General features: G+C 64.6%; 20 protein-coding genes, 1 tRNA gene and 1 riboswitch. Of the genes, 10 read left to right on the top strand and 11 right to left on the bottom strand.

The annotated features are described in order from the left end of the window. Positions 1–88 precede the first annotated feature (88 nt). Positions 89–249, top strand: a riboswitch (cyclic di-AMP (ydaO/yuaA leader). Between the two features lie 5 nt (positions 250–254). Beyond that, positions 255–995 carry an aggregation-promoting factor C-terminal-like domain-containing protein gene (locus tag ACIGJD_RS03270; RefSeq protein WP_483688283.1) on the top strand — a complete coding sequence of 247 codons (741 nt, stop codon included), beginning with the start codon at positions 255–257 and terminating at the stop codon, positions 993–995. A 180-nt stretch (positions 996–1,175) separates the two neighbouring features. On the opposite strand, the gene ACIGJD_RS03265 is transcribed toward ACIGJD_RS03270, so the two are convergent. Genes ACIGJD_RS03265 through ACIGJD_RS03255 form a run of 3 tightly spaced genes read right to left on the bottom strand, consistent with a single transcriptional unit; the run spans position 1,176 to position 3,109 of the window. Beyond that, entirely contained in the window at positions 1,176–1,592 is a 417-nt protein-coding gene (locus ACIGJD_RS03265; RefSeq protein WP_142131177.1) for a glyoxalase superfamily protein, read from the bottom strand. Between the two features lie 44 nt (positions 1,593–1,636). Continuing rightward, on the bottom strand, positions 1,637–2,272 hold the full coding sequence (gene upp, locus ACIGJD_RS03260) for a uracil phosphoribosyltransferase (protein ID WP_142131178.1): 636 nt from the start codon (positions 2,270–2,272) through the stop codon (positions 1,637–1,639). Between the two features lie 12 nt (positions 2,273–2,284). Then, the gene (locus tag ACIGJD_RS03255; protein ID WP_483688282.1) at positions 2,285–3,109 is read right to left on the bottom strand and encodes a phosphatase PAP2 family protein; all 825 of its coding nucleotides are present in this window, start codon (positions 3,107–3,109) and stop codon (positions 2,285–2,287) included. A gap of 55 nt (positions 3,110–3,164) precedes the next feature. Between ACIGJD_RS03255 and ACIGJD_RS03250 the strand changes: the two genes are divergently transcribed. After that, positions 3,165–3,671 (top strand): nucleoside deaminase, encoded by a 507-nt coding sequence (locus tag ACIGJD_RS03250; RefSeq protein WP_483688281.1) that lies wholly within the window; start codon positions 3,165–3,167, stop codon positions 3,669–3,671. Between the two features lie 27 nt (positions 3,672–3,698). Here ACIGJD_RS03250 and ACIGJD_RS03245 read toward each other — a convergent pair whose 3' ends face one another. From ACIGJD_RS03245 to ACIGJD_RS03230, 4 genes are all read right to left on the bottom strand, one after another. Further along, positions 3,699–4,781, bottom strand: a complete 1,083-nt coding sequence (locus ACIGJD_RS03245; RefSeq protein ID WP_483688280.1) for a glycosyltransferase family 4 protein — start codon at positions 4,779–4,781, stop codon at positions 3,699–3,701. Positions 4,782–4,783: 2 nt separating this feature from the next. After that, entirely contained in the window at positions 4,784–5,179 is a 396-nt protein-coding gene (locus ACIGJD_RS03240) for a 6-pyruvoyl trahydropterin synthase family protein (protein WP_483688279.1), read from the bottom strand. A gap of 3 nt (positions 5,180–5,182) precedes the next feature. Then, positions 5,183–6,223: a zinc-dependent alcohol dehydrogenase gene (locus ACIGJD_RS03235; RefSeq protein ID WP_483688278.1), complete on the bottom strand. Its 1,041-nt coding sequence runs from the start codon at positions 6,221–6,223 to the stop codon at positions 5,183–5,185. A gap of 134 nt (positions 6,224–6,357) precedes the next feature. Next, positions 6,358–7,944 (bottom strand): HNH endonuclease signature motif containing protein, encoded by a 1,587-nt coding sequence (locus ACIGJD_RS03230; RefSeq protein WP_483688277.1) that lies wholly within the window; start codon positions 7,942–7,944, stop codon positions 6,358–6,360. Positions 7,945–8,128: 184 nt separating this feature from the next. Here ACIGJD_RS03230 and ACIGJD_RS03225 point away from each other — a divergent pair. From ACIGJD_RS03225 to ACIGJD_RS03200, 6 genes are all read left to right on the top strand, one after another. Further along, a tRNA-Ser gene (locus ACIGJD_RS03225) sits at positions 8,129–8,218 on the top strand. 505 nt (positions 8,219–8,723) lie between these two features. Then, positions 8,724–10,319, top strand: a complete 1,596-nt coding sequence (locus ACIGJD_RS03220; RefSeq protein ID WP_483688276.1) for a glycoside hydrolase family 68 protein — start codon at positions 8,724–8,726, stop codon at positions 10,317–10,319. Positions 10,320–10,459: 140 nt separating this feature from the next. After that, positions 10,460–12,409 (top strand): glycoside hydrolase family 32 protein, encoded by a 1,950-nt coding sequence (locus tag ACIGJD_RS03215; protein WP_483688275.1) that lies wholly within the window; start codon positions 10,460–10,462, stop codon positions 12,407–12,409. A 188-nt stretch (positions 12,410–12,597) separates the two neighbouring features. Then, positions 12,598–13,017 carry a hypothetical protein gene (locus ACIGJD_RS03210; RefSeq protein WP_483688274.1) on the top strand — a complete coding sequence of 140 codons (420 nt, stop codon included), beginning with the start codon at positions 12,598–12,600 and terminating at the stop codon, positions 13,015–13,017. A gap of 89 nt (positions 13,018–13,106) precedes the next feature. After that, positions 13,107–13,985 carry a CPBP family intramembrane glutamic endopeptidase gene (locus ACIGJD_RS03205; RefSeq protein ID WP_483688273.1) on the top strand — a complete coding sequence of 293 codons (879 nt, stop codon included), beginning with the start codon at positions 13,107–13,109 and terminating at the stop codon, positions 13,983–13,985. Further along, positions 13,982–14,839, top strand: a complete 858-nt coding sequence (locus tag ACIGJD_RS03200) for an alpha/beta fold hydrolase (RefSeq protein WP_483688272.1) — start codon at positions 13,982–13,984, stop codon at positions 14,837–14,839. Before ACIGJD_RS03205 ends, ACIGJD_RS03200 begins: the two co-directional genes overlap by 4 nt. 40 nt (positions 14,840–14,879) lie before the next feature. Here ACIGJD_RS03200 and ACIGJD_RS03195 read toward each other — a convergent pair whose 3' ends face one another. Continuing rightward, positions 14,880–15,362, bottom strand: a complete 483-nt coding sequence (locus tag ACIGJD_RS03195; RefSeq protein ID WP_483688271.1) for an SRPBCC family protein — start codon at positions 15,360–15,362, stop codon at positions 14,880–14,882. A gap of 138 nt (positions 15,363–15,500) precedes the next feature. Here ACIGJD_RS03195 and ACIGJD_RS03190 point away from each other — a divergent pair, with 138 nt between their 5' ends. Continuing rightward, positions 15,501–15,956, top strand: coding sequence for a DUF7793 family protein (locus ACIGJD_RS03190; protein ID WP_483688270.1), 456 nt, complete (start codon positions 15,501–15,503; stop codon positions 15,954–15,956). Here the strand turns inward: ACIGJD_RS03190 and ACIGJD_RS03185 are convergent. Then, a complete protein-coding gene (locus ACIGJD_RS03185; RefSeq protein WP_483688269.1) occupies positions 15,898–16,647 on the bottom strand; it encodes an SRPBCC family protein in 750 nt (249 codons plus the stop codon). The genes ACIGJD_RS03190 and ACIGJD_RS03185 overlap by 59 nt on opposite strands. Positions 16,648–16,853: 206 nt before the next feature. On the opposite strand from ACIGJD_RS03185, the gene ACIGJD_RS03180 reads away from it, so the two are divergent. After that, a complete protein-coding gene (locus tag ACIGJD_RS03180; RefSeq protein WP_483688268.1) occupies positions 16,854–17,735 on the top strand; it encodes a Rho termination factor N-terminal domain-containing protein in 882 nt (293 codons plus the stop codon). A gap of 84 nt (positions 17,736–17,819) precedes the next feature. Here the strand turns inward: ACIGJD_RS03180 and ACIGJD_RS03175 are convergent, their stop codons facing one another. Together ACIGJD_RS03175 and manD are read right to left on the bottom strand one after the other, a co-directional pair. Further along, the gene (locus ACIGJD_RS03175; RefSeq protein ID WP_483689416.1) at positions 17,820–20,075 is read right to left on the bottom strand and encodes a gluconokinase, GntK/IdnK-type; all 2,256 of its coding nucleotides are present in this window, start codon (positions 20,073–20,075) and stop codon (positions 17,820–17,822) included. Positions 20,076–20,173: 98 nt separating this feature from the next. Next, positions 20,174–21,403 carry a D-mannonate dehydratase ManD gene (manD, locus tag ACIGJD_RS03170; protein WP_483688267.1) on the bottom strand — a complete coding sequence of 410 codons (1,230 nt, stop codon included), beginning with the start codon at positions 21,401–21,403 and terminating at the stop codon, positions 20,174–20,176. Between the last annotated feature and the right edge of the window lies 1 nt (position 21,404).

Below are 21,404 nucleotides of genomic sequence, written 5' to 3'. Positions count from 1 at the left end.
ACCTAAATGTGACATTGACGCGCTTTTCCTGTACCGTCGATTGGGTGCGGCTCCCGTTCGGGCCGCATATCCCGGGTTGACGCCAAGCTCTGCCGCTTCCCCGGATTCCGATTGAGCAACGGCAGAGGCGGGGGACCCACCGTCCCGGGCAATGAACGCCCTTGGGGTTAAGCACGTACGTGATCTTTCCGTGCGGCCGGATGCCCTCATCCGAACCCGACAGCTAACTCCGCAGGTGTGAGAGGCGATCAATCATGTCCAAAAACACGGCAGAACCACGCCTGCATGCCAAGGCTAAACACCGGGCAGAGCAGCAAGCAGCTACAAAGCCCGCCAAGAAGACCACCTTCGGCACACGGGCCGGGATCCTCGCAGCATCCTGCGCGGTGCTGGTGGGGGTAGGCGCGGCAGGCCAGGCGACCAGCAGCATGACTCCGGTGTCATCCACCGATTCAAACTCTTCCACGGCAGCGGCCGACGCCCAAATGAGCATCGAGAAGAGCGAAATCCGTTCCAACCCGGCAGCCTCGGTTCCGCCTGCCATCAGCGTGGCACCCCAGGCAGCGGAACCAGCCCCCGCACCTGCACCGGCAGCCCCCGCAGCAGAAGCCCCGGCCCCGGCGCCCGCACCGGCACCGGCGCCTGCTCCTGCTCCTGTTCCTGAGCCGGCACCCGCCGTCGCGGTTAATGATCCGGCCGGTGCCCAGGCGTATGCCGCCGGCCAGCTGGCAACCTTTGGCTGGGGACCTGACCAGATGCAGTGCCTGCAGACGCTGTGGACCAAGGAGTCGGACTGGACCACCACGGCCACCAATCCCAGCAGCGGGGCCTACGGCATCGTCCAGTCCCTGCCTGCCGAGAAGATGGCCAGCGCCGGTGCCGACTACCTGACCAACTACCGCACGCAGATCAACTGGGGCCTGGATTACATCAAGAAGAGCTACCAGTCCCCCTGCGGCGCACTGAACTTCCACCTGGCGCACAACTGGTACTAGGCACCTCTCCCCTGGCGCCAGCGCTTGAAGAGGGAACCACCCACTGAATCTCCCCACCTTTGGGGGCGCACGACGGCGCGTCCCCGGCCACCCGCCGTCGCACGCCTTGTTGACGGGGCAAAGTTGGGGAATTCCAGCAAACCGCGGGCCGCATCATCACGATGCGGCCCGCGGTTTGCTTTAACTGTTGCCTTGCCCAGCGTCCTGCGCGCTGTTGTCCTGCCCCGTGTTCCGCCAGGGGATGTACTGGACGGCCCACTTGTTGCCGTCCGGGTCGGCAAAGTAGACGAAGTGGCCCCAAGGAAGCACCTCGATGTCACTGACGTCCACGCCATTGTTCTTCAGGTGGTCGTGCGCTTTTTGAATGTCATCGACCACCATCTGAAGGGTGGTCCCTGTGCCGGGAGGAGCGTCCAAAAGCCCCTCGCCCATGCAAATGGAGCAGGCAGAACCGGGCGGCGTCAGCTGGACAAAGCGGACGTCGTCCGAAGGCCGCTCGTCATAGTCCGCATTGAAACCCACCTTGTTGACATAGAAATCCTTGGCACGGTCAACGTCGGATACAGGGACAAAGACAAGTTCGAGTTTCCAGTCCATCCGCACAGGCTAGCGGTGGGACGTGGATTGAAAAAGGGTGAAAACTACCCTGCGATGCCGTAAAGCCGGTCGCCGGCGTCGCCCAGGCCGGGAACGATGTAGGACTTCTCGTTGAGCTTCTCGTCGATGGAGGCCAGGACGATGTGGACGTTGGCGTCGCCCAGTTCCTCTTCCAGCTTGGCCAGGCCCTCCGGGGCCGCCAGCAGGCAGATGCAGGTGACGTCGGAGGCGCCCCGCTTGAACAGGAACTTGATGGCCTCCCGCAGGGTGCCGCCGGTGGCGAGCATGGGATCCAGCACGAAGACCTGGCGGCCCGTCAGGTCCTCAGGAAGGCGCTCGGCGTAGGTGATGATGTCGAGGGTTTCCTCGTCCCGGGCCATGCCCAGGAAACCCACCTCGGCGGTGGGGACCAGCTTGGTCATGCCTTCCAGCATTCCCAGGCCGGCACGCAGGATGGGAACCACCAGCGGCGTGGGCTTGGTGAACGCTGTGCCAATCGTGGTGCTGACGGGCGTCTGGATGGTGACGGGCTCGGTGCGGACCTCCCGCGTGGCTTCATAGGCCAGCAGAGTCACCAGCTCCTCCGTCAGCTGGCGGAAAACCGGCGACGGCGTGTTCTTGTCCCGCAGGACGGTGAGCTTGTGGGCGACCAGGGGGTGGTCAACAACGAGAGTGCGCATCCCCCAAAACTATCATCCGGCGGTGTCCTTGCCTCGGCTGCCGGACGCACCCTCCTTGCCGGCGTCTCCGCCGTCGTGCACGGATTCCAGGACGACGTCACGCACCACGGGACGGTCGAACGTGGGCGCAGGGCCGGCATGCTGCTTGCGTCTCAACAGGTGGAACAACCGATGCGCCAGGATCACGATGGCCACCCAGGCCAGCCCCAGCGTCCAGCCGGCCATGACGTCGGTCAGCCAGTGGTGGCCCAGGAAAACCCTGCTCAGCCCCATGGCGATGATGAAGATCACCCCGGCCGTGATTGCCGTAACCCTCACCCAAAGCTGGTGGAACTGCAGGCACAGGACATACAGGAGGACGCTGATGACCACCGTGGTGTTGAGGGTATGGCCGCTGGGGAACGACGGCGAATTCTCGTAAGGCGGCACCGCGTCAGCATGGTCGGGACGGGTCCTGCCCACGAGCTTCTTGCCGAACGTGGTGGCCAGGATTGAGACGGTTGCAGCGCCGCCCACCAGGAGGAGTGGCCGCCAGGTCCGGGTCACGAACGTCAGCCACGCGGTAAGGATGCTGGCGAGGATCGGCATGCCCACGCCACCGCCGATGTTGGTGAACCCGGTGACAAAGGCATCGAGACCCGGGTTTCGCAGCGACTCCGCGTAGTGGAGGGCCGGGACGTCAAGGTTCGCGAGCCCGTCCTTGCCCACTACGTCGTCATAGACCTCGGCGCCGGCGAGCGCCATGATGACAACCACCGTTCCGCCGATGATCAGGGTCAGCCAGAGTGCGGCATAGGGCTTGAACCATCGGTCCATCCGCTCTTGGACTCTGCTCATCATGCCTCCCGAAAAAGTACGCAAGCTTAGTATCTCTCGAAACTATCATTGAGCCATGCTGTTGCCCGAAAAGAAACACAACGCCTGGATGGGCCTTGCCCTGGCTGAGGCCCGTCGCGCCCTCGCCACGGAGGACGTGCCGATCGGGGCCGTGGTGATAGGGCCCGACGGCGACGTGCTGGGTTCCGGCCGGAACCAACGGGAGGCATTGGGCGACCCCACGGCTCACGCCGAGGTGGTGGCGATCAGGGAGGCGGCCGTACGCTTACAGGAACGGGCCCGGCTCCGCGGCGGCAGCGACGACGGCTGGCGGCTGTCCGACTGCACGCTGGTGGTCACGCTGGAGCCCTGCGCCATGTGTGCGGGGGCCATCGTGCTGGCCCGGATTCCCAGGGTGGTGTTCGGGGCGTGGGACGAGAAGGCCGGGGCCGCGGGATCAGTGTTCGACATCCTCCGCGAACGCCGGCTCAACCACTGGGTTGAGGTGTACCCCGGGGTCCGGGAGGATGAGTGCGCACAACTGCTGCGGGAGTTTTTCGCAGGGCACCGGAGCACCCTCTAGACCGTTGTCATAGTCCCGGCCCGTTTCTCAGCCCCGCCCCGCCAGAATGCCCAGCATCTGCCGGGCGGTGCTGTTCCAGTCCGGCAGCCTGGTCCGCGCTTCAAGGGCTGCTGTCCGCCAGCTTTCCCGCGTTTGCTGGTCCGTCAACCATTGGCGCAGAACGTCGGCCAGGCGACGCGGACTCTCACTTCCCCCTGCTGGAAGTGGCAGCGCTGCCCCGGGAAGGCGAGGACCGCCGTCGTCCGCTGCCAACCCGGCCGTGCCAAGCGCTTCCACTGCCCCCGTCCCCTCGCGGACAAGTACCGGGATTCCGTGGGCCACGGACTCGGTGACAGCCATTCCGAATGCTTCGATTCGGGATACCAACAAGGTCAGGTCAGCGCGGGCCCATTCGGCTTCGAGCCCGTCCCCCGTCAGTTCGCCCGCGAGCCGCACCCGCTGCTGCAGCCCGTTGGCAGCGACGGCAGCCCGGACCTCTCGCGCGTAATCCGGGTCGGCCTGGTCCGACCCCACGAAAGATGCAGTCCACTCAAGGTCTCGGATCCGGGCCAGCGCCTCGACGGTCAGCACCTGGTCCTTGTTGGGCAGCAGGGCGGCGATGACCGCCAGATGGGGAGGGGTGGAACCGACGGCGGTGGGTCCGGGATCGACTCCAGGCAGGACCACTTGGGCCTTCTTAAGTCCCCGCTTTGTCAGTACTGACGCCGCGGAGGTGCTGGTGCAGACCACGCCAGTTGCTGCCCGGAGCGCCCTTGCCTCCTTTTTCAGGGCAGCCGGCCCGGAACTTTCCGGCACGGGCATATGCACCAGGACCCATGTATTCCGTCCCGCCTTTGCCGCGAGTTCCAGTTCATCCGGGGCACCTACCGCAACCAACCCGTCCACGAGGGCCACGGCACTGCCGGGATCTGTCTCCGGTTCCCATGCCCCCAGCAGGGCGCCCAGCCGGCGCCGTTCCTTCGCTGTGGCGTCCGGCCAGCTGCCATCGACGCTGACGACGTCCACCTGGGCTCCGAGCGCTTGAAGGCCAGCCACCAGGCGGGCGTTGTAGACGTTGCCGCCTGAGCTGTGGCTGATGTTGCCTGGGACCAGAAGCCGGATGGGGCGCACGGTTAGGCGGTGAGGTCCAGGGAGTAGGTGGCCCAAGCGTCGGGATTCTCGCGCAAGGTAACGTCGATGCCCGCCAGTTCGCGGCCGTCGTCGCTGTCCTTGATCCTGGCGGCGACCTGCTGGGTGACGTATTCCGCGAGTGCTTCCGTGGTGGTCAGCTTGCCTTCGAAGTCCGGGTGCTCGTCCAGGTTCTGGTAGTTCAGGCCGGCCAGCACTTCCTCAATGATGGTCCCGGCGGCACCAATATCCAGGACGATTGCGTCGGAGTTAAGCGCACGACGACGGAAGGTCACCTCGGCCACGAAGGTAGCCCCGTGCAGGCCCTGGGCAGGCCCGAACGCCTCACGCGGAAGGCTGTGGGCGATCATGAAGTGACGGCGGACGGTCAGGCTGAACATGGGTTACCTCAAGTTTCCGTTGTTGTCTCTGGCTGTACTGGGTGCGGGAGCGCTTCCGGGATATTCGACCACGTGGCACAGGGCTTGCAGGCTGCCGTCGGCCAGGTTCTGAACCACGTCCGGCAGGTCCTCGAAGCGGGATGATCCGGTCAGGAACGCATCGAAGACGGGGTCCTTGAGCAGCGATACGGCAAGGTCCAGGCGATCCGCGTTAGTGCGGCGGTGGCGCCGGGCACGTGCCACCATGCCCACCTGGCTGGCCCGGATGGACAGGCGCCTCGCATGGAAGTCCTCCCCCAGCGGTACGGTGACCTCCCGGTTGGCGTACCAGGACATCTCGATGACATCACCCTCGTCGCCGACGAGCTGCAGGCTGCGTTCCAGGCCCTCCTGGGAGGCCGAGCAGTGGAAGACGATGTCGCAGTCCGCCAGGGCGTCATCCGGCTGCGCGAACTCGACGCCCAGCGTGTCCGCGAGCTGCTTCCTGCCCAGGTCCAGGTCCACGAGCTGCAGTCGCTGCAGCGGGAAGGTGCGCAGCAGTGTGGCCACCATGCCGCCCACCAGGCCGGCCCCCACCACCGCGACCCGGTCCCCCAGGCGCGGCCCGGCTTCCCACAAGGCATTGACTGCGGTTTCGACTGTGCCGGTCAGGACGGCCCTACGCGAGGGGACCTCGTCCGGGATTCTGGTCAGGGATTCAACGGGAACCACGTAGCGGTCCTGGTGCGGGTTCAGGCAGAAGACGCGCTGGCCCTTCCACCCCTCGGGCCCCTCCTCCACGACTCCGACGGAGAGGTAGCCGAACTTCACGGGCCCGGGGAACTCGCCCTCCTGGTGCGGGGCGCGCATCTCCCCTGCGACCCGCGGCGGAACGGCCCCTGCGTGGACCACCATTTCCGTCCCCTTACTGATGCCCGAATACAGGGCACGGACAAGCGCTTCACCCGGTCCGGGGGCGGCAACTTCTTCCGCCCTGAGCTCGCCGTGCTCCTTGGCAGTGGTCCAGTATGCGGTTGCGTGGATGGGGGTCTCTGAATTCGTCATCTTGCTGACGAATCTATCCGGACGCGCGGCGAGGGGGAAAGTCCGACAGCGGTGTCGGGGGTTTCGTGGCGACCTCGCACGGCTACCTTCGTCGTGCAGCCCGGGGGCAACATTCCCCTGTACCAGGCAAGCTGCTAGGCAGAGGGCGGGTGGAGGATGGTTTCAAGGCCTGCCTCCCCCAAGGAGAGGCCAGCGCCTACCAAGTCCGCGCAGCCAGCAACCGCCCTTTTCAACGGCTTCAGTTGCGGCACCAGCCGCCTGGGCCACATGGGTGGTTCCCAGTCCTGGTGTTCGCTTGGGTAGTGCCGGCCGGTGGGTGAGGTCCAGCCGGGTGGTTCGTTTTTGGTGGCCGGGGTGGGTTTCCACCCGGTGGTGTGGCGGAGTTTGTGGTGTTTGGGGCAGGGCTGTCCCAGGTTGCTGATCCCGGTGGTCCCGCCGTCGGCCCAGGCGAGGATATGGTCCGCGTCGTTGTCCAGGGAGTTGTTGCTGCAGCCCGGGAACGGGCACTTACCGTCCCGCATCCGCAACCAGGCCCGCATCGCACCGCTCACGCGGTAGCTCTTCCGTCCGATTTCCAGCGGCGCCCCGTCCCGCGGATCCACCAACACCCGGTAAAACGACGTTGCCCCGTTCGCGACCAGGGCCCGGGCCATGGACGGCGGGATGGGCCCGTACCCGTCAAGCATGGCCGGCTCGTCGGTCAATCCCATCAACGAGTACACCGGGACCGTCACCAGGACCTGCGCCCGGATCGGCGAAGACAAGTGTCCAGGTCCTGCACCGGCTCCTTCAACGACATCACCAACCACGCCACCGGCCCGGCCGCTGGCACCGACACGTGGACGGGCCCCGTCATCGCTGACCGTGTCGGATAGGGGCATGGCGCAGGTACCACCGCCTTGGGTGATACTGCCGCTGCCAAGAACCGCCACAGCGAAGGTGTCGGCCCGCAACTGCGACATGGTGCGCAACTCCCGGGGGCCTTGGAGTGACCGGGACATTGCGGTGAGCCGGTTCCACCCGGCCAACGCCTGATCCGCCGGCAGACACGCGGACAGCCACGCCATCCCGTCCTGGTCCGGCCGGAACTCCACCCGCCGATCCGCCACACCCTTCACATGGCGCTTCTCAATGCTCTCCGCGTGGTGGCGTTCCCGCCACGTCCTGGCCTTGGCCCGAAACCGGTGCGCCGGCATCTCCCCGGCAGGGCACCCCCGAGCAGGGTCCGGGGCGTCAGGGTCCAGGAAATGGGCTTCCATCGCCGCCGCCCCGGCAGCGTCCAGACACGCGGCCTCGTCCGCCATCACCACCGCGTGCTGCCACGACAGGGTCCCGGCCTGCAGCCCCGCAAGGGTCCGCGGCAACGAGGAAACAACGGCGTGCGAAACAGTCAGGAACGATAACGCCGCCCGCGGCCCCAAAACCAGCACACACCCGATCTCCGCCGCGACCGCCATCTCCTGCGCCTGCACCGGCACATCCGGCCCGGCAACAACAGAGGCGCTCTCCGCGTACTTCACCGCAGCCTTCGCCTTCAAACCAGCGAACCCGGCCTCAACCACCCGGGCACCAGCCAAAACATCCAGGCACCCATCCGCCAAACCACCAAGAGGATCAGCCACCGAAAACGGCTCAGAACCGCACCCATCCACCTCAGCGTTCAACACAGCAAGGGCAGCCCGCATGTCCGCATAAGCCCTGACCACCGCTGCCCTTCCCATAAACCAATCATGACAAGGGGGTACGACAATCACGCGAGATGCCACATGACGGCCATGTTCCGCGGCGGCATTGCTGTTATCTGCCACCTCGCAGAGACCTCGGCAGCACCGAGTCTCTGCTTCGAGCGCACGCCGGGCAGCCGTTTTGGGGATGCAGGCCTTGCTCCGGTACCCTATTGAGGTTGGTGACGTGTCCGAGCGGCCGAAGGTGCAACACTCGAAATGTTGTTTGGTGTAAAAGCCAACGTGGGTTCAAATCCCACCGTCACCGCCAAGTGGAAAGGCCCTGCGCCCCTCGCATAAGAGGGAGCAGGGCCTTTTGTTTTGTCCCAAACTTACCTTTGCGGTCCGGCGCGGACGGCACTCACGAGAGAACTTCGCCTCCCCAACCCACCGTGCCGACACTGCTGCACAGCTCTCCCTTGACTTGTCGACGACCTCGCTGAAGCAGGGCCCGGCAACTGTTTTCGTCACATTTGACGCTCCGCTTCGCCACGTGGCACGCGCGCGGAGAAGGCAAAGTGCAAGCGCTTACACACATCATGCTGCATCCTCGATTGGGGCTGTGTAACGCGTTTTGAGGTCGTTCCCCAGGCCCCCTACGGTATTCATCGGCTGCGCACAGGAATCGTCCAGCCACTTATGAAAAGGAACCCAACGGCCCTTTTCACCCAGTACGAAGGCGTCCCCGGTGACAGCTCTGGTTCTGGGGAGCCCAAGTACTGGAACCGGGCACAAGCCCCACTTGCACACACGGTCACTCCCCTGAGAAGAGCACTATGTCGAAGCACCCCAATGAATCCCGAATGTGGCGAAAGCGATCCGCCGCCGCCTTAGTGGCCGCCCTGGCTGCAACCACTTTCCTGGCAACCCCCGCCGCACTGGCCAACGAGCCCTCCGATCCCCCGTCAATCGAACAGCTGCCAGCTCCCACGCCTGGTTTCCCCCTCCCCAGCAAGCACACGCAGCAGGCCTTCGATCCGGCGTCGGACTTCACCTCGAAGTGGACCCGCGCGGATGCCAAGCAGATCATGGCGCAGAGCAACCCCAACATTGCTCCCGGACAGAATTCGATGAGCCCCGACGTCACCATGCCGGAGATCCCTGAGGATTTCCCCGCCATGAACGATGACGTGTGGGTCTGGGACACCTGGTCCTTAACGGATGAGAACGCCAACCAGGTCAGCTACAAGGGCTGGGACGTCATCTTCTCCCTCGTCGCGGACCGCCACGCCGGCTACGGCTTTGATCAGCGCCACTGGAATGCGCGCATTGGCTACTTTTTCCGCAAGACCAACGCCGATCCGGCCAAGGACAAGTGGAACTACGGTGGACATCTATTCCTGGACAACACCTCCGTGGGCAACACCGAGTGGTCTGGCTCCACCCGCCTGATGCAGGGTGACCACGTCAACGTCTTCTACACCGCCACCACGTTCTATGACGTGGCCGAGCGCAACGCCGGCGGCGGCGGAATCGCCCCGGACGCCGTCATCGCCAAGGCACTGGGCAACATCCACGCCGACAAGAACGGTGTGAGCTTCGACGGCTTCGAGCACACGAAGTTGCTGGAACCGGACGGAAAGATGTACCAGACCAAGGCACAGAACCCGGGCTTCGCGTTCCGCGACCCGTATACGTTCGCCGACCCGGCACATCCCGGCAAGACGTTCATGGTCTTTGAAGGCAACACTGCCGGCACCCGTGGCGACTACGAGTGCAAGGGCGAGGACCTTGGCTACCAGCCAGGCGATCCGCACGCCGAGGGCCTGACTGACGTCCAGAACAGCGGCGCCAAGTACCAGACCGCCAACGTCGGCCTTGCCGTGGCGGACAACAAGGATCTCACCAAGTGGTCCTTCCTCCCGCCGATCCTGTCTGCAAACTGCGTCAACGACCAGACCGAGCGTCCGCAAATCTTCATCCAGAACGAAAACGGCAAGAACAAGTATTACCTGTACACGATCAGCCACCAGTTCACCTACGCGGACGGCATGCGCGGTCCCGATGGCGTCTACGGCTTTGTTGGCGACGGGGTCCGCTCCGATTTCCAGCCGGTCAACAACAGCGGCCTGGCGCTCGGCTCACCGACGGACCTCAACCTGCCGGCCAACAACCCGAGCGGCACCATCTCCGGCCAGCAGAACGGCCGCCAGTTCCAGGCGTATTCGCACTACGTGCAGCCGGGTGGGCTGGTGCAGTCGTTCATCGACAACGTCAACGGCGTGCGCGGTGGATCGCTGTCCCCGACCGTGAAAATCAACTTCCGCAACGGCGTGACCCAGGTTGACCGCAGCTTCGGCCAGAACGGCCTGGGCCCGTTTGGTTACCTTCCCACCAACGTCAACGTTGGCGGGAAGGGTCTCTACAAGTAACCAGCCTTGACCGGATAACGCTGCCCGGCGCAGCGGCCGGCAAAGGATCAGGAGCAGGGGTGCCTTCCGGCGCCCCTGCTCACCTTGCCGATACCGGCACGACCTGAACGGCAGCTATGTCCGCGAAATGGAATCTGTCCTTGGTTCCCAGGAACAACAAACTGTGGCTTTCAGCAACGCTCATCGCCGGCATCATGCTTGTGAGCTTTACGGTGTGGCTCTTCAAGCCGGGCACACCGGACAGCGATGAAGAGCGGGCCAAGGCTGCGTTGGAAAATGTCGCCACGGCGCAGGCCGCCTTCCACTCTGCGCGGGCCGGCTACGGTTCCTACTGGCTCTCAGGAGGGGACCGAACGCTCGAGAACGGCCGGGCCTTGGACACCGCGGGGGTGGAGGATCTGAGGAGCATCGCATGCCCGGACGGTTGGGTAGCCGGCGTCAGGACGGGCAGCAGTATCTTTATGCGGTCAAGCCAGCAAAATGACATCCACAGGCCTGGAGCAGGGGACGCGGCCCGGCCGGGCTGCATCACAGCTGAAGCTGTTGAAGCCATGCTCGAGGATCTCGGCCGGGTAGACCGGACTCCGGTGGCAGGCACCTCGGCCGAAGACAGTAACGAATCGTCGCCGTTCCGGCCGGCCTATCACATCACACCGGACCAGCACTGGATGAACGATCCACAACGCCCGTTCTTCCTCGACGGCCTCTGGCATTACTACTACCTCTACAACGCCGACTACCCCAACGGCAACGGTACCGAGTGGTTCCATCTCACCAGTCCGGACCTGGTGTCATGGAAGGACGAAGGCGTGGCCATTCCCAAATACACGAACGGACTGGGTGATGTGGAAACCGGAAGCGCCGTTGTGGACCACCAAAACGCAGCCGGTTTTGGAAAGGACGCCGTCATTGCCGTGGCGACGCAGCAGGACGCGGGCATCCAGCGGCAGTCCCTGTTCTATTCAACCAACGGGGGCTACAGCTTCACCGCTTACGAAGGAAACCCGGTGATGGAGAACCCTGGGCAAGAGCACTGGCGCGACCCCAAGATCCTCCGTGATGAGGCGAACAACCAGTGGCTGATGGTCCTGGCGGAAGGCAGCAAGCTGGGCATGTACACATCGCAGGATCTGAAGGCGTGGCGATACGTCTCCGGCGTTGAGTTGCCCGGGCTGGGCGTCCTCGAATGTCCGGACCTTTTCCAGTTGGATCTCGACGGGGACCCCTCCAGGCGGACCTGGGTCCTGGCGGCCAGCGCCAACGGCGCCGCGGAAGGCCGTACCACCGGTGTTGCCTACTGGACGGGAACGTGGGACGGCCACACCTTCACGCCTAGCAGCGACCGGCATCAGTGGCTGGACGGAGGCCCTGATTTCTATGCGGCGGTGACATGGGACGATCCACGGCTCACCGCATCCCAGCGGATGCAGTCTCGGCGGGCCATAGGGTGGGTCAACAACTGGGATTACGCCCGCAAGCTGCCCACGGTGGACTGGCAGGGCGGCATGGACTCGATCGTGCGGGACATTCGGCTGAAGACGGTGCAGGGCAAAGCCACGCTGGTCTCGGCACCTTCGGAATCGCTGGCCAGGCTTGAAGGCGCACCCGAAACTGCTGGACCGGCGCCCATTGGTACCGGTGGGACGCCAGGCCTTCCCATGCCCACGGGGGGCGCTTACCGGCTTGATCTCACCCTTGAGCGCTCCATGGTTGATGGTGCAGCAGGCGACAACAACCCCGAGGCTCTCCTGCAACTGACACAAGGGGGCTCGGTCTTCGCCACCGTGGCCTACGACTTCGGGAAAGAAACCGCATCTGTCTCACGCGATCAGCCGCCAGGCACCGGCGCGGACATTGGTCAGGTGTTCACCGGGGCATGGAGCGTGACCGCACCAGCCCGGGACGGTTCCGTGGACCTGACTGTCTTCGTGGACCACTCTTCCGTGGAAGTATTCGTCAACGGCGGGGAGCAGACACTTACGTCGCTGGTGTTCCCCGGGCCGGGAGAGAGTTCCCTGGAGCTTGTTTCCGAAGCACCGGACCTGACCGTGAAAAGCGCTAGGTACACACCGCTGCTGTCGACCCGCTAATCCAGTATTTACTTTGCATGGCACACCTGCGCACCATTCGAAGTGTGGGAACCATGGGCAGGTGGCACGGGCTTGCTTTCGTCCTGTCCCTGTTGATCCCGGCCAGCGCAACAGCGGGGTGCTCCTACGAATACGACGAGCCTGCACGGACTCCAACACTCGGCCCAGCACGCGAAACACACTCCCCCATGCCTTCCATTGATCCTCTCGTCCTGGAGCGCGAGGTCCACAACTACCGTGAGCTGGACCGGCTCCTGAAGGCAGTACCGGGGCCGGTCCTCCTTTTTGAGGAGGGCCCGCTCGATGGCCCGGTCAGGGGTTTTGGCACGACGGCGGAAGTCCCCGTGCCTGGCCAGTACACCTTTACAGCCGCCTGCGTCGGCGCTTCCAGTGCCAGGGTGGCCATCGGGCAGGAACATCCCGGCGCTCCTTTCCGGCCCGTCGAATTGACGCTGGACTGCCCCGGAGCCACAACACAGGTCATGGAACTGCGGCAGGGGTATGTTTTCGCCCACCTGGTGGTGCCGGCACCTGGCGACACCCCCTGGACAGGAGCCGTCGGCGGAGTACGCGTGACAGGCGGGGCAGCTACGCCAGGCACCGGGTAATCCCCCTGACAAAAGGCCCTGTTATCGCTGGCCTCGCGCGGCAAGGCTGGGGTTTGAGGATCATCGGCGGGCCAGGCAGGAGGTCTGGAATGACTGCGCAGCCACAGGACGGATTGCCGCTGGTACCAGGCGCTGAGGGGAAAGGGTTCACCTACTTTGTCCGGCGGCACCCTGTACCTTCCTACTACGCCCTGACCTTTGTCATTTCGTGGGGCTTGATGGGAGCGGTCATCGGCGTCGCGCCGGTCCCGATGGCTGTTGCAGTATCCCTTGGCCCCGTCGGACCCGCCGCCGCATCCATCATCCTCACCAGCTTCCTGGACGGAAAGGCGGGGCTTCGGGAACTGGGAGCCCGCCTCCGCCGGTGGCGGGTGGGCGCCCGCTGGTATGCGCTGGCGCTCCTGACCGCTCCACTCGTCATGGCTTCGGCGTCCGTCGCAGTCGCCGTCGTCTTCCCTGGTTTTTACGGCGGCGTTTCGACGGCGGGCGAGCTGGTGATCGTCGTTCTGGCCGGGATCGCGGTGGGCTTGATAGTCGGCGTGCTGGAGGAGCTGGGCTGGACCGGCTTCGCGCTGCCCCGCCTGCGCCGGCGGCACGGGGTGGTGTCCACTGCCTTGATCATGGCCGTTTTGTGGGGTGCCTGGCACTACCCCATGTTCGCCAACAGCGCTGACCCGTCAGGAGCCATACCCAGCGCCATCATCGGGGCCGTGTTCCTGTTTGGCTGGCTGCCCGCTTACCGGGTGCTGATGGTGTGGCTCTACGACCGGACCGGGAGCCTCCCCCTGGCCATGCTGATGCACGCGCCCCTCTCCGCGGGCGCCTTCATCAACTCCTTCATGGCGGCCTCCGGGAACGCATCGGGAATTGCCATCCTGGTTCCATCGCTCAGCTGGGGTGCGGCATTCTGGGTGGTTGCCGCCGTCGTCCTTCTCACCGAACGCCGCCACCCGTGGGAGACGACGTGACCGCGCAACTCCCGCCGGTGCCGCCAGGGGAAGCAATTCTGGCGGCAGCGCGGCGTTTCACCGCTGCCCACGGCCGGAAACTTAGGGTCGGTGAGGTGGAATGGCGCTATGTAAGGCTGGGCGAGGGACCGCCCGTACTCTGGCTAACCGGCGGCCTGCGCCGGGCTGGGCTGGGGTACGACTTCCTTGGGCGGCTTGCGCTCAACCACACGGTGGTGGCGCCGGATTACCCGCCCGTGAAGCGATTTACCGATTTAGACGACGGCGTCTCTGCGATCCTGCGCGCTGAGGGAATTGAGCATTGCGACGCGGTGGGCCAGTCCTACGGCGGTTTGCTCGCCCAGGCATTCCTTGCTGCCCATCCGGCCCGGATCAACCGGTTGGTGCTCTCCAGCAGCGGCCCGTCCGACTACGGCCGGCTCTGGGTGCCGCCCCTGGCAGTGGCAATCCTGGCGGCGCGGGTACTGCCGAAGCGTTGGTCGGCTTCCCTGCTGCTCGCCGGCCTCACCGGACTCATCCCGGCCGGGTCAGATCCCGATGGCAACTGGGCAGCAGTTCTTCGCCACACTGTCCGGCACGACTTGACCAGGGCGGATATGGTGTCGCATTTCTCGGTCGCCGCTGACGTGGCCAGGAGGCAGCTGGTGCGTCCGGAACGGTTTCAGCAGTGGAGGGGAGACGCCGTGGTGCTGCGGGCGGAGAACGACCGCACCCAGGACGCCCGCGACATCCCCCGGCTCCAGAGATTGCTGGGCAGGCCGGTACGGATGATTTCGATGGGCCCTGCCGGTCACACGGCGGCGCTGCTGGAACCGGAGCGCTATGTGCAATGGCTGGAAAAGGCGCTGGGCTGATCTCCGGCGGACCACCGCCACATGGACGTCGCTCCCCAATTTAAGAGGTGTGCGCAGTTGAACCGCCGGCGGAGCCGCTTTCAAGAATTTGCCTGATCTCCGCGAGGCGCTGCAGCAGCCGGGGCCGCATGCTGCGGGTGATGGCCGGCAGCAGCCACCGGAGGAGCCAATGGGACCGGACGGTTTCCCTGTGGTGCAGGATGCTTCCGCCCTCAAAAGAATCAATTTGGTAGGAGAGGTGCCCGTTGAGCCAGTGGCTGGAAAAGTCCATGCCGAGAAGGTGCGGCGGGTCGAAATTGGACACCACGCTCTCGGTGTGGAACCAGCAACCCGGCGCCAAGCGTACCCATTCGTGCCAGCGTGTGCCCACCGCGGTTGGGCCAGCCGGCTCCTTGACCATCCGGACGGCTGCGTCGCGGGGTATCGGTTCGAAGTCCTGGATATCGGAGAGCAGCGCGAATACCGCCGATGGTGGGCGCCGGATCTCGACGGACAGGTTGAACATCGGAGCCCTCTTGATCACTCTTCAAGCATCCACGACCACAGCCCTACCGGTAGGGACTACTACCCCTGGACTTTTTGTCCTACCTGTCCGGCAGAATGGGGTTTCAATTAGTCAAGCGTCTGGAATGCAAGCCCGCCTACGAGAGCCAGGACAGGAATGAGCGAATTCTTTACCGCGTCTTGCGATGGGGACCTGCTGCGGTTGCAGTGGGTTCCGGAAGCCCTTATCACCTACCAGACGGCGGTGCGTGCAGCCCGGGTTCTGGAGGGTTTGAGCGGTGGGCGCACTTTACCTCTCCTGGTTAATCTCGCCGGTGTCGCCGGGCTGACGCCGGAGTCCCGGGCCGGCATGAATGCGTACCGCGGGTTTTCGGCAGTGGCCCTCATTGGGGACGGGGCGATGGGTAAGGTCGTGGCCGCATTCTCCCAGCGGGCCCTGACCCCCACAGCATATTTCACTGATGATTCCGAGGCCCTGACGTGGTTGTCCGAACAAGGGCAGGGCCAGCATTCCCCGCGAAGCGCGGCAAACGGAACGGTAGTCTTCACCAGGATCACGACGACACCCAGGACGGCCCCCGGCTGTGCACGTTGCCCTCGGCGCGCTTCTTAATGCCCAGGAGCATGGCACGATCCATGACGAGGTAACCGGGGCGGAGGAGGAAGTCCATGACCCGGAGCGCTGGGGGCCGGCCAGGGCCCGATCGCGTCCGCAGCAGCAACCTGGTTCCCCTGGCACCGGAACTGTGGAGGACGAACTGCCACGTTCCGGTGACTGTTCCGGGAGGGGCGCCAGGGCTTGAATCGAGCACCAGGTGGCGGCCGCTCTCCAACTCCACCACGCGCGGCCCCGCCCTTCCTCCCGGATATCCTTCCGGGGTGAAGGCGATGACGTCACCCACCTTCAGGTCCTGCCACTCAGGATTGATGCGGTCAGCATTCGTGACGCCCAGATGGAGCAGTCCGTTCTCCACCCAGGTGTAGGAATACAACCCAGCGCGATCCACACCCATTTGCACTAACCATGGCCAGACTTCGTCCGGCGGTGCGGAGATCGTTACTGCCATGGTCTGTACTTCGTCGGGCTCGGAAATCAGGCCGTCGCCCGGAAGGGACATGCTGCTTTCCAACCCGGTAGCACCCCAGGTCCCCAACACACGCGGCAAGACCGCGTGCGTGAAAATCCCGGCCGCAGCCGCTATGCCGAGAATGCCCGGCAGCTCCCGGAACGCATTTGGAGGCCGGTGCCCGCGGACGGACGACGGCCCCATGAGTGCCAGGAAACCCGATAACACATTGCCCACGCGAACCTCCTTGCTACCGGAATTCATGGAGCCTACAAACAGGGATTGGGCCGGCCCAGAGTCCAAAGGCCCCGCCAGTAAGTACCGGCGCCTGCGTGACACGTCGGGTGCCGATGCTTGACGCCGCCATCCGGCACACGCTAGAAAGTAAGCAGCCTTATTATTTGTCGATTCTGCAAAAGAGTTCTGCAAAGGGAGGACCTGACATGAGTGACAAGCCCGGTAACCAGACGCCGAACACGCCCGATGTGAGCGAGACGAAACTGCGCAGCATGAAGGTGGATGAACTCCGCAAGGAGGCCAGGGAAGAACACATTGCCGGCGCCTCGGATATGCATAAGGAAGAGCTGGTAAAGGCTGTGGCTAAGGCCCGGCAGGAGGACCACGACGGCGGCCGGAAGGAAGGTTCCCGGTCCGGCTCAGGCAACTCCGGACGGGCCAGCAGCGGCAAGGAAGGCAGCGGCAAGGAAGGCCGTGACGAGCCCGGCAACCAAACCCCCAACACCCCGGACGTGAGCGAAACCGAGCTGCGCGGAATGAAAGTGGATGAACTCCGCAAGGAGGCCAGGGAAGACCACATTCCCGGCGCCTCCGGCATGCGCAAGGAAGAACTGGTCAAAGAGGTGGCCAAGGCCCGCCAGGAAGGCGCGGGCGGCGGAGGTAACCGGAGTGAGGATGCCGGCGCAGACGCGGAGGACCTTGGCGCCGGCCCCGACGGCGGCAAGATCCGTTACGGCGATGACTCGTCCAAGTCACTGAAGTACTCGCAGGAGATCACCTCCACCGAGGAGGAGCCCGAGCGCGAAGGCCGCAGCCTGGCAACCACGCACCATGAAGTCATCAGGCAGTGGGCCGAAGAACGCGGCGGTGTCCCTGCCACGGTGGAGGGCACCGAGCATGGCGACCACCTGGGTGTCCTGCGCATCGATTTCCAGGACAGGGACGCCAATCTTCGCGAGGTCAGCTGGGAGGAATGGTTCAAGACGTTCGACGACCGGCGGCTGAACTTCATTTACCAGGAAGAGCGGACGGACGGAAACCAGTCCACCTTCTTCCGGTTGGAGAACCCGGACCGTGAAGACGCGTAGGGCCACCCAGGCCTGACACATGCAGGAGGCGCCATCGCTATTGCGGTGGCGCCTCCTGCATGCTCAGTAGTCCTAAAGCCAGTCCTAAAGCCGCGTATCAAACGACCCGCAAAACACGTTCTCGTTGAACGTGCCCTGGAACTCCGATTTACCCTGGATTTTCTCCACGGCCGCCCGGATGGCCTCCCGCGTTCCCGCATGGGCGTGGATGGCGGTCCTGACCATCGGCACATCAATCAGGTGGTTGGGCTGGTTCAGGGAAACGAACACAGTGGGCACCTCGGTGGCGTACCAGGGGATTTCGGCAGCCATGGGAGAAGACCATTTGATCCGGATGGCTGCCTCCTGCGCGAAGCCTTTCACGTTGGCGAAGACAAATGCGGCATCGTATTTCTCCGCGTAGTCCCCCGTGGCTTCCTCCGCCAGGACCCGCAGAAAGTTCATGCCGGCCTCCCCCGCCGCCTCGCGCTGCTCTGCCGTCCGGAACAGGTGGACCTGGAACCCGGCAGCTTCCAGTTCCTCCTTCACCACTTCCAGGTAGGCCAGTGGATCGGCCCGGGTAAAGTCTGCCCCGCCGGAGATGCCGTACAAACGGATCCGGGGGTGGGTGGCCGGGGTGATGGGCAGGTTTCCGGCCGTGTCCTTGACCAGCGTCACCGTCTTGTCCGCAATCCCAGCAGCCACGGCACGGTGCCCGGAGGAGCCAATGACGGCAAGCGCCCCGGCAGGCGGCACCAACTGGTCGGCAGCCTTCCGGTGCAGCCCCAACGACGCCTTCAGCCCAAGGATGCGCCGCAGCGCATCATGCAGCCTCTGCTCGGTGATGATCCCAGACTTGTAGCCGTCCATCATGTATTGGAAGTCCTCGGCGGGGTTCCGGAAGAACAGGAACATGTCGCAGCCGGCAGCGATCGTGGCAGGCACCAGGTCCTTGCGCTTCATCGCCTGTGTCAGGCCCACCATCTGCGAAGCATCGGTGAGCACCAGGCCGTTGAACCCCAGTTCCCCGCGCAGCAGGTCCTGCAGCAGTTCCGGTGACAGCGTGGCAGGCAGGACCTCGGCGTCGGACAGGCCGGGCCGGAAGTGCCGGGAGACCTCGGGGGCCCCGATGTGGCCAACCATGATGGACTGCACGCCGTGCGCGATCATCTCCCGGTACACGTGCCCGTACGTCCGGTCCCACTCGTCATAAGTGAAAGTGTTGTAGGACGTGACCACGTGCTGGTCCCGCTCATCCACGCCGTCACCGGGGAAATGCTTCATCGCGCAGACGGTGGGCGATTCACTGATGCCGTCGAAGTACTCCTTGGCCCGTTCCACCACAATCTCCGGGGTGTTGCCAAAGGATCGCGTGGAAATTACGGTGTTCCGCCAGTTGTAGTGGATGTCCACAATCGGCGCGAACGCCCAGTTGCAGCCCAGCGCCGCAGTTTCCACCCCTGCCACCTGCCCCATCTGCCGGGCTATGGCCTTGTCCGGGTGCGAACCCGCCTGCAGGTGCGTGCACACGAACGTGCCGTCATCGCAGCTGCCGGCCCCGCCCATCTCCGGATTCGACGCAACCAGCAACGGGATCCGGGACCTGGACTGCGCATACCGGATGTGTTCCTGGACGGCTGCGGACGGTCCCGGCCGGTAGCGCATGCCGCCCAGGTGGTAGTTCTCCAGCACGCCGTCGAGGTACTCGGGCGAGTAGTCGTTGTTGTGGTTGATGAACAGCTGCCCGATCTTCTCCTCGAGCGTCATGGAACCAATGGTGCCCTCCACCCAGGCGACCGCGTCGCCGTCGAGGTTGAACGGCGCGGCGGAAAGGTCGACGTCGAACTGCCGCGGACGGGCGGCGGCCGTCCCTTGAGCGGAAGGTACGACGGCGGCAAGACCCTTGAGTGCCGCGGCCACCACATCCGGCACGGGCGCGGCGATGTCCACCACCACGCCGCGTTCGTCCTCCTGCAGCGGTTCCAGGGTGGCGAGCTGGGAGTCCAGCAGCGCGGGCGGCATGAAATGCCCGGCCCTGCCGCCCACACGTTGCGCCAGGACCTCCTTGCTGCCGTTCAGATGGAGAAAGATGGTGTCCGGAGCCTGTTCCCGGATTGCATCACGGTAGGTCCGCCGCAGCGCCGAACAGGCCAGGACCAGGCCACCGTCGCCGGCGGCAGCCAGCTCACGTCCCACGATTGCCAGCCAGGGCCAGCGGTCCTCGTCGCTCAACGGGTGGCCGGCTGCCATCTTGGCCACGTTCTCCCCCGGGTGCAGCGAGTCGCCATCGAGGAACGGCACCCCGAGTTCGCGGGCTACGAGGCCGCCCACGGTCGTCTTGCCGCAGCCGGAGACGCCCATGACCACCACGCGGGGCTTAGTGGGGGCGGGATTATTGTTGCTCACCAAAGTTGTCCTTCTTGCCGGTCAGTGGCTTTTGTTAACAGTCGTGGCCGCGTTCACCAGTCGTGGACGGTGCCGTCGACGAGGCGGTTGTAGGGCAGGTAGGCCTGCTGGTACGGGTAGGCGTTGGCGGCTTCTTCGTTGAATTCGACGCCGATGCCGGGGTTGTCGCCCGGGTGCAGGTAGCCGTCCACGAACGTCATGGACTGCTCAAAAACCTCGTTGGTCTTCACCGAGTGCTGCATGTACTCCTGGATCCCGTAGTTATGGATCGCCAACCCCACATGCAGCTGCGCCGCGAACCCCACCGGGGAAATATCCGTCGGCCCATGGAACCCGGACTTGATCTGGTACTGCGCAGCGAAATCCATCACCTTCTTCAACGGCGAAATCCCGCCAAAATGCGTGGACGCGGCCCGGACGTAATCGATCAGCTGTTCCTTGATCAGCGTCTGGTAATCCCACACCGTATTGAAGACCTCCCCGATCGCCAACGGCGTGGTGGTGTGCTGCCGCACCAGGCGCAACCCCTCCTGGTTCTCCGCCGGCGTGCAATCCTCCAACCAGAACAAGTCATACGGCTCCAACGCCTTGCCCAGCTTCGCCGCCTGGATCGGCGTCATCCGGTGATGCCCGTCATGCAGCAACGGCAGCTCCGGACCAAACTCATTCCGCACCGCCTCAAACACCGACGGCAAATGCCGCAGGTACGCCCTGGTGTCCCAGTCCTCCTCCACCGGAAACGCACCCCGCCCCGCCGGTTCATAGTCATACCGCTCCCCCGACGCCTGCGCCTGCGCCGCAACCCCATACAACGCCTTGATCCCCGGCACCGCCGTCTGGATCCGGATCGACTTATACCCCAACTCCAGATGCTCGCGCACCGAATCAAACAACGACTCAATATCCGCACCCGAGGCATGCCCGTACGCCCGCAACCCGTTCCGCGACGCCCCACCGAGCAACTGGTACACCGGGAGCCCGGCGATCTTGCCCTTAATATCCCAAAGAGCCATATCCACCGCAGCGATCGCCGCCATCGTCACCGGACCACGCCGCCAATACGAAGACCGGTACAGGAACTGCCACGTATCCTCAATCCGGTGCGGATCCTTCCCGATCAACAACTGCGCCACGTGCTCCTTCAAATACGCGGCAACAGCCAACTCACGCCCATTCAACGTGGCATCACCAATCCCCGTCACCCCGTCCTCCGTCGTAATCCGGAGCGTCACAAAATTCCGGGACGGACTGGTCACAAACACATCGGCGGCAATGATCTTCATG

This window comes from Arthrobacter sp. E1SS-5 (assembly GCF_057073715.1).
This window is presented reverse-complemented; position numbering and strand designations above follow the sequence as displayed.

Bases quoted from the DNA above. Each gene is read 5' to 3' on its own strand.
- ACIGJD_RS03270 (WP_483688283.1), top strand. From the start codon at position 255: ATGTCCAAAAACACGGCAGAACCACGCCTGCATGCCAAGGCTAAACAC.
- ACIGJD_RS03265 (WP_142131177.1), bottom strand. From the start codon at position 1,592: ATGGACTGGAAACTCGAACTTGTCTTTGTCCCTGTATCCGACGTTGAC.
- upp (WP_142131178.1), bottom strand. From the start codon at position 2,272: ATGCGCACTCTCGTTGTTGACCACCCCCTGGTCGCCCACAAGCTCACC.
- ACIGJD_RS03255 (WP_483688282.1), bottom strand. From the start codon at position 3,109: ATGAGCAGAGTCCAAGAGCGGATGGACCGATGGTTCAAGCCCTATGCC.
- ACIGJD_RS03250 (WP_483688281.1), top strand. From the start codon at position 3,165: ATGCTGTTGCCCGAAAAGAAACACAACGCCTGGATGGGCCTTGCCCTG.
- ACIGJD_RS03240 (WP_483688279.1), bottom strand. From the start codon at position 5,179: ATGTTCAGCCTGACCGTCCGCCGTCACTTCATGATCGCCCACAGCCTT.
- ACIGJD_RS03235 (WP_483688278.1), bottom strand. From the start codon at position 6,223: ATGACGAATTCAGAGACCCCCATCCACGCAACCGCATACTGGACCACT.
- ACIGJD_RS03230 (WP_483688277.1), bottom strand. From the start codon at position 7,944: ATGGGAAGGGCAGCGGTGGTCAGGGCTTATGCGGACATGCGGGCTGCC.
- ACIGJD_RS03220 (WP_483688276.1), top strand. From the start codon at position 8,724: ATGTCGAAGCACCCCAATGAATCCCGAATGTGGCGAAAGCGATCCGCC.
- ACIGJD_RS03210 (WP_483688274.1), top strand. From the start codon at position 12,598: ATGCCTTCCATTGATCCTCTCGTCCTGGAGCGCGAGGTCCACAACTAC.
- ACIGJD_RS03205 (WP_483688273.1), top strand. From the start codon at position 13,107: ATGACTGCGCAGCCACAGGACGGATTGCCGCTGGTACCAGGCGCTGAG.
- ACIGJD_RS03190 (WP_483688270.1), top strand. From the start codon at position 15,501: ATGAGCGAATTCTTTACCGCGTCTTGCGATGGGGACCTGCTGCGGTTG.
- ACIGJD_RS03180 (WP_483688268.1), top strand. From the start codon at position 16,854: ATGAGTGACAAGCCCGGTAACCAGACGCCGAACACGCCCGATGTGAGC.
- ACIGJD_RS03175 (WP_483689416.1), bottom strand. From the start codon at position 20,075: ATGGGCGTCTCCGGCTGCGGCAAGACGACCGTGGGCGGCCTCGTAGCC.
- manD (WP_483688267.1), bottom strand. From the start codon at position 21,403: ATGAAGATCATTGCCGCCGATGTGTTTGTGACCAGTCCGTCCCGGAAT.